Source organism: Komagataeibacter melaceti (assembly GCF_003403295.1).
Classification (GTDB): Bacteria; Pseudomonadota; Alphaproteobacteria; order Acetobacterales; family Acetobacteraceae; genus Komagataeibacter; species Komagataeibacter melaceti.
Map to the genome: position 1 here is coordinate 1 of NZ_QUWV01000114.1, position 5,519 is coordinate 5,519.

7 protein-coding genes are annotated in these 5,519 nt (G+C 65.3%); 3 read left to right on the top strand and 4 right to left on the bottom strand.

Annotation, left to right across the window (positions count from 1 at the left end; all coding sequences use genetic code 11):
• A partial coding sequence (aroQ, locus tag DY926_RS12320; RefSeq protein ID WP_116703644.1) for a type II 3-dehydroquinate dehydratase occupies nt 1–381 on the bottom strand: 381 nt, incomplete at its 3' end.
• A gap of 163 nt (nt 382–544) precedes the next feature.
• On the opposite strand from aroQ, the gene DY926_RS12325 reads away from it, so the two are divergent.
• A complete protein-coding gene (locus DY926_RS12325) occupies nt 545–1,012 on the top strand; it encodes a septal ring lytic transglycosylase RlpA family protein (protein WP_116703638.1) in 468 nt (155 codons plus the stop codon).
• A gap of 127 nt (nt 1,013–1,139) precedes the next feature.
• Here DY926_RS12325 and DY926_RS12330 read toward each other — a convergent pair whose 3' ends face one another.
• A complete protein-coding gene (locus DY926_RS12330; RefSeq protein WP_408886061.1) occupies nt 1,140–2,072 on the bottom strand; it encodes a YihY/virulence factor BrkB family protein in 933 nt (310 codons plus the stop codon).
• Between the two features lie 409 nt (nt 2,073–2,481).
• Between DY926_RS12330 and DY926_RS12335 the strand changes: the two genes are divergently transcribed.
• Both DY926_RS12335 and DY926_RS12340 read left to right on the top strand, forming a co-directional pair.
• Nucleotides 2,482–3,612, top strand: a complete 1,131-nt coding sequence (locus DY926_RS12335; RefSeq protein ID WP_116703640.1) for a type III PLP-dependent enzyme — start codon at nt 2,482–2,484, stop codon at nt 3,610–3,612.
• Nucleotides 3,613–3,728: 116 nt separating this feature from the next.
• Nucleotides 3,729–4,139: a copper resistance CopC family protein gene (locus DY926_RS12340; protein WP_116703641.1), complete on the top strand. Its 411-nt coding sequence runs from the start codon at nt 3,729–3,731 to the stop codon at nt 4,137–4,139.
• 11 nt (nt 4,140–4,150) lie between these two features.
• Here the strand turns inward: DY926_RS12340 and ccmB are convergent, their stop codons facing one another.
• On the bottom strand, nt 4,151–4,804 hold the full coding sequence (gene ccmB, locus DY926_RS12345) for a heme exporter protein CcmB (protein WP_186336163.1): 654 nt from the start codon (nt 4,802–4,804) through the stop codon (nt 4,151–4,153).
• Between the two features lie 23 nt (nt 4,805–4,827).
• On the bottom strand, nt 4,828–5,481 hold the full coding sequence (ccmA, locus tag DY926_RS12350) for a heme ABC exporter ATP-binding protein CcmA (protein ID WP_116703643.1): 654 nt from the start codon (nt 5,479–5,481) through the stop codon (nt 4,828–4,830).
• Between the last annotated feature and the right edge of the window lie 38 nt (nt 5,482–5,519).

A 5,519-nucleotide genomic window follows, 5' to 3' on the forward strand; every position in this document is an offset into this window, starting at 1 on the left:
GCATATGACGCCAATGGCGGCGCGGGAGACGTACGAGTGATGGCGGAAGTCTTCACGGCGGTGAATATTGGAAATGTGGACCTCGATCACGGGCAGATCAACGGCCAGAAGCGCGTCAAGCAGTGCAACCGAGGTGTGGGAATAGGCCGCCGGGTTGATGATGATGCCGCGTGCGCGGCCCCGGCATTCCTGTATCCAGGAAACGAGTTCCCCCTCGCCATTGGTCTGGCGGAAGTCGATGGCCACATCCAGGCGTTCGGCTGCCTGGACACAGACCTGTTCGACATCATCCAGCGTGGCATGACCATACACCTCGGGCTGGCGCAGTCCGAGCATGTTCAGGTTGGGGCCGTTCAGCACGGCAATGAGAGGGCGCTCCATGATGCACGCGCCTAGCACGCCCGCCGCCGTGTTCCAAGTCCCGTTCATGCCCGGCGCGCGCGGCAGGGCACGTATTGGTAGGATATCGGGCACGCAATGTGGTATGGGTCGGTTCATGACAGGGTATCCCGATCACCGGCAGGGTGATGGACGGGCGCGTTGCATGGCGGCATGGCCTGGTGTGTCGGTCGTGCTGGCGTGCTGCATGTCCATCCTCTCCGGCACCGAACCTGCGGCCTGCGCGACAGTACGGCATGATGCGCGTAGCGTGGTGGCGCCAGCGGTCATGGCGGATGTTCCGCCGGACTGGAGCCAGCACGGCATTGCAAGCTGGTATGGAACACGCCTGCAAAAGGGCCGCGCCACCGCATCGGGCGAGACCTTCGACCCCGACGCGCTGACTGCCGCCCACCCCCGCTTGCCGCTTGGCACGCGGCTGCGCGTACATTCACGCCGGACGGGCCGCTCGGTGGTGGTGACGGTCAATGACCGTGGCCCCTATTTCGGGCACCGCATCATCGACCTTTCGGCCGGGGCCGCGCGCCGTCTTGGCATCCTGTCCGCCGGGGCGACGACGGTTGATATCGAACCCGCTCGTGAGGAAGACGAGGTCGCCAGCGCCCCGCGCTGACCCTGCGGGGCCGGATAACCTGTTTAAGGAAGTTTCTGGTGAAGCTTTTTGCAAAAAGCTTCAGGTGACGCCGCCTTTTTGAAAAAAGGCGGCACCCAGAAACTTTTGTCTGTTTTCAAGGGGGAGGTCAGAAGCGCTGGTGTTTGGTCCAGCCTTCCATCGTCTTGCCCGGTGCGCAGCGCAGGTCCATCTCGATTTCCAGCCCTGCGTTCAGCTCGGCGCCCAGCAGCACGACATAGGCCGAGACATAGAACCACATCATGATGGCGATGAACGCGCCCAGCGGCCCGTAGGTGGCGCTGTACCCCGACAGGTGGCTGACGTAATAGGAAAAGCCGGTCGAGCAGATCAGCCACAGCACCGTCGCCCCGATCGAACCGGGCAGGATGCACCGCCAGTAGGTATGGGGCCGGTTTGGCCCGAAGCGGTACAGCACGGAACACAGTGAAAGCACGAACAGTAGCATGAGGGCAGGCCCCCCCATGCGCACCAGCAGTTCCACCGAACCCGCCGGTGGTGCGACCTCCAGTCGCTGGGGCAGGTAATCCAGCAGGAACGGCAGCGCCACCATGAGTGCCAGCGTCAGGATGCCGCCACAGATCGAACAGAACGTCAGCGCCATGCCCATGGCCTGGAAGCGCACGAAGCTGCGTGTTTCCGGCGTGTTGTAGGCCACGTTCATCGCCATGATGAGCGAGCGTGTCGCGGCCGAGGCCGACCACGTGGCGATGGTGGTCGATATGATCAGATTCAGCGTGAGCGAGGAATGCGACTCCGCCACCAGCAGGTGAATGCGCGCGCCGATCACGTCATAGGCCGAAGGGGGCAGCAGGTTGCGCAGCACCACAAGCTGCGGTTCCACCGTCTGCGGGTCGAACAGCAGGCCATAGAGGGAGATGAGCGTACTCATCGCCGGGAACAGCGACAGGGTGGCGTAGAACGCGCAGCCCGCCGCGGCCAGAGTGATCTGGTCGGATATGATGTTGCGGGCCACCTGGCGCAGCACCTTGCGGACCTGCTGCATGGAAAAGTCAGGCAGCACGTGGGCTGGCGGGGGCATGTCCGTCATGTTGATCCGGGTAGAGGGTGATGCAGCCAATGCGGGCTCTGTGTCCTGTTATGCTGTGGGTGGCCGGTGCGGGCCGGTATCATCGGGCCGCCATGCGGGGCCGTCGTGTGGGGATTGTGCCACGGTGGGCGCATCCTAGATGAAAAAACCTTTCGAATGGGTGATTTTTCTGTTGCGTCCCGTGCGTATTGTCCGCATATGCGCTCCCTACGCAACAACGCACGTGCCACTGGCCCTCTGAGGTTACGCAACGACGTCAAGCGTTCTGGCAATCGGGCTGCCGCGCAGGCGGGGGTCCTTATTGGTCGCTGGTCCGTTAGACCGTTTCGCAACATCTGTCCGTTTGTGCAATTCCAGAATTGTGTTCATCGGGCGGCAGTACAGAAGGGATTTGGGTGCGATGACTCCCAAAATCGCTCGTTATCTGGTTGAGCAGTCTCCTGCTACGCCTTGCCTTGTCGTTGATGTGGACCGGGTGGAGGAACGCTATCGCGCCCTGCGCGATGCCCTGCCGCTCGCCCGCATCTATTATGCGGTCAAGGCCAATCCCGCCCGTGAAATCCTGACCCGCCTGGTGGGTCTGGGTTCGGCGTTCGATGCCGCCTCGTGGGAAGAGATTTCCATGTGCCTCGACGCGGGCGCACGCCCGGCCGATGTCTCGTTCGGCAACACGGTCAAGAAGGCCTCGGCCATTGCCCGCGCCCATGCGGCCGGGGTGGACATGTTCGCCTTTGACTGCGCGGAAGAACTGGACAAGCTGGCGCGCCATGCGCCCGGTTCACGCGTCTATTGCCGCCTGATCGTGGAAAACGAGGGTGCGGACTGGCCCCTGTCGCGCAAGTTCGGCACCACCATGGACAATGCCCGCGACCTGATGCTGCGCGCGCGAGACCTCGGGCTGGACCCCTATGGCCTGTCCTTCCACGTTGGCAGCCAGCAGACCGCGACCGGCGCGTACGAAGCCGCGATCGCCCGCGTGGGCATGCTGTTCACCGACCTGAAGGCGGCGGGGCTGGACCTGCGCATGGTCAATCTGGGCGGCGGGTTCCCCATCCGCTACCGTGATGACGTGCCGGGCATCGACCGTTTCGCGCTGGCGATCAGCCACGCGATGACCGAACATTTCGGCAATGACCTGCCGGAAATGATTGTCGAGCCGGGGCGCTTCATCGTGGGTGATGCGGGCGTGGTCTCGTCCGAGGTCGTGCTGGTCAGCCGCCGTGGCATTGATGACGGCGTGCGCTGGGTCTATCTGGACATCGGGCGTTTCGGCGGCCTGGCCGAGACCGAGGGCGAAGCCATCCGCTACGGCATCCGCACCGCGCATGACGGCATGGAAACCGGCCCGGTCGCCATTGCCGGTCCCACCTGCGATGGCGCGGACATCATGTACGAAAAGACCCCTTACGCCCTGCCGCTTGGCCTGGAGTCGGGGGACCGGATCGAACTGCTCTCCACCGGGGCGTACGTGTCCACTTACTGCTCGACCGGGTTCAACGGCCTCCGGCCGCTTGAGGAACATTATATCTGACACGGCGCGTCCGTTTCGGAACATGCACGGCAGGGCGGCGGGACGGGGGTCTTGCCGCCCTGCGTGTATGTGGGGAATACACACGGCAGTTCAGTCCATGCCGGAGGTGCCCGCCCGTGTCCTTTTCCACAATGCCGCGCATACTGGCCCTTGTCGCCATCCTGTCTGGCGTGGGGGGCGTGGCGCAGGCTTTCGCCGCGCCGGTGCTGGTTCAGGCCACACCGGCGGCGGGGCAGACGGTGGCGGCGGGCAATGTCGCGCTCAGGCTGTCATTTGACACCGTGATCGACCCCTTCCGCGCCCGCCTGCTCCTGCTGGGGCCGGATGGCGCACCCCGTCTGCTGCCTGCCTCGCCCGTTGATGACGAGCAGCAGGTCATTTCCACCACCGTGGCCCTGACACCGGGGCATTATGTCCTGCACTGGCGCATGCGTACGCGCGGGGGCGATACGGGCGAGGGAACGCTGCCCTTTGACGTGGGCACGCCTTCCACCCCGCCAGCCACCGGCGCCACGCCGTCAAGGTAGTGCGGCGGGCCTTATTCCACCGCCGCGCGCAGGCCCGCCCCGGCTGCGAGCGGGCATAGCGGAATCGCCCCGGCGAGGAAGGCCCCCAGCAGTTCCAGGTCAGGCCCCCATGACAGGCCGGTCTGTGCCGCATCAAGGGCGGCCGCGCCAAAAATGAGCGCGGGCGTGGTCAGCGGCAGCACCAGCAGCGGCAGCAGCACCCCGCCCCGGCGCGCACCCAGCACGACCGAGGCCGCCATGCCGCCGATCAGCGACAGGATGAGCGTGCCCAGGAACAGCCCCGCCAGCAGCACCACCATGCTGCTGCCCGGCATGCCCAGCATGATGGCCAGCGGCCCCGCCGCCAGCAGCAGGGGCAGGCCGGTCGTAAGCCAGTGGGCGATGATCTTGGCCAGCGCGATCAGCGACGGGGGCAGCCCGGTCATGAGAAGCTGGTCGAGCGATCCGTCTTCCAGTTCCGAGCCGAACAGCCTGTCCAGCGGCAGGAGGGCCGCCAGCAGCGCGCAGACCCATACGATGCCGGGGGCCATGCGCCGCAGCAGTTCGGGCGAGGGGCCAAGGGCCAGCGGGAACAGCGCGCCCGCAAGGATGAAGAACAGCACCGCGCCCAGCGTATCCGCCCCATGGCGCAGGGCAAGGCGCAGGTCACGTTCCAGAATGGCCATGATGAGGGAGGGAATCTGGAATTTCACAGCAGGTCATCCTCGGGAAAATCCTCCATCGGCTGCGGGATGTCGGATTCGTTCAGGCCGGGCAGCGCCAGCGTCCGGGCGTTGGGCAGGGGCAGGGGGACATGGGTTGTCGCGATCACGATTCCGCCAGCCTGCCGGTGGGCCGCAAACAGTGTGCCAAGCAGGTCCATCGTGTTCATGTCCAGCCCCAGGCTCGGCTCATCCAGCAGCCATAGCGGGGCACGCGCCAGCAGTACGCGCGCCAGTGCCGCGCGGCGTTTCTGCCCGGCGGACAGCATGCGCGCCGGCAGGTCGGCCAGCCCCAGAATATTGAGCGATTTCATGCATGAATCGGGGTCTCCCCCCCCGGATCTGGCCGCCAGCGTCAGGTTTTCGCGCAGCGTCAGCCCCGGTTTCAGCGCGTCCTGATGGCCCAGATAGGCCACGCGGCTGGCGTGCTCGCTGCGGTCGGCCAGCGTATCCACACCCGACCACAGGACATGGCCGCCTTCAGGTTTGCGCAAACCCGCCAGCACCCGCAGCAATGTGGACTTGCCCGCGCCGTTCGGTCCGGTCAGGAGCAGGGCGGAACCTGCCTCCAGCGTGAATCCGACCCGGTCGAGAACCAGCCGTTCACCGCGGAAAACCGAGATATTTTCCACTTCCAGCATAGGGGGGCCGGGGGGAGTAAAGGCAGGAATGACAGAAA

What these genes read in the sequence shown, in the direction of transcription:
- DY926_RS12325 (WP_116703638.1), top strand. Translation starts at nt 545, where the DNA reads ATGGCGGCATGGCCTGGTGTGTCGGTCGTGCTGGCGTGCTGCATGTCC.
- DY926_RS12335 (WP_116703640.1), top strand. Translation starts at nt 2,482, where the DNA reads ATGACTCCCAAAATCGCTCGTTATCTGGTTGAGCAGTCTCCTGCTACG.
- ccmA (WP_116703643.1), bottom strand. Translation starts at nt 5,481, where the DNA reads ATGCTGGAAGTGGAAAATATCTCGGTTTTCCGCGGTGAACGGCTGGTT.
- DY926_RS12330 (WP_408886061.1), bottom strand. Translation starts at nt 2,072, where the DNA reads ATGCCCCCGCCAGCCCACGTGCTGCCTGACTTTTCCATGCAGCAGGTC.
- ccmB (WP_186336163.1), bottom strand. Translation starts at nt 4,804, where the DNA reads ATGGCCATTCTGGAACGTGACCTGCGCCTTGCCCTGCGCCATGGGGCG.